The 566-nt window shown below is 57.6% G+C and carries 1 protein-coding gene; it reads left to right on the forward strand.

Features of this window, described 5'->3' with window-relative positions; all coding sequences use genetic code 11:
* Positions 1-566: UDP-glucose dehydrogenase family protein (locus B3520_RS01295; RefSeq protein WP_286875148.1), on the forward strand; the 566-nt coding region annotated here is incomplete at both ends.

Consider the following 566-nt stretch of genomic DNA (forward strand, 5'->3'; position numbering starts at 1 on the left):
TTCGCCGTGGTGTCCAACCCCGAATTCCTGAAAGAAGGCTCTGCGGTGGCCGACTGCATGAAGCCGGACCGTATTATCATCGGCACCGATGACGACTACGCCGAGGAAATCATGCGCGAGCTGTACGCGCCGTTCAACCGCAACCATGACAAGGTCATGATCATGGACGTGCGCAGTGCTGAGCTGACCAAATACGCCGCCAACTGCATGCTAGCCACCAAAATCAGCTTTATCAACGAAATTGCCAACCTGGCCGAATTGCTGGGTGCGGATATCGAAGCCGTGCGGCAGGGCATCGGCAGCGACCCGCGCATCGGCTACCAGTTTATCTACCCCGGCGTGGGCTACGGCGGCTCCTGCTTCCCGAAAGACGTCCAGGCCCTGATTCGCACCGCGGACGACATCAACTTTGACGCCAAAGTACTCAAGTCGGTAGAAGCGCGTAACAACGAACAGAAAACCACCCTGTTCCAGAAAATCAACAAACACTACGGCGGCGACCTGAAGGGCAAAACCTTCGCCGTCTGGGGCCTGTCGTTCAAGCCCAACACCGACGACATGCGCGA

This window comes from Marinimicrobium sp. UBA4509 (assembly GCF_002388575.1).
Classification (GTDB): Bacteria; Pseudomonadota; Gammaproteobacteria; order Pseudomonadales; family Cellvibrionaceae; genus Marinimicrobium; species Marinimicrobium koreense.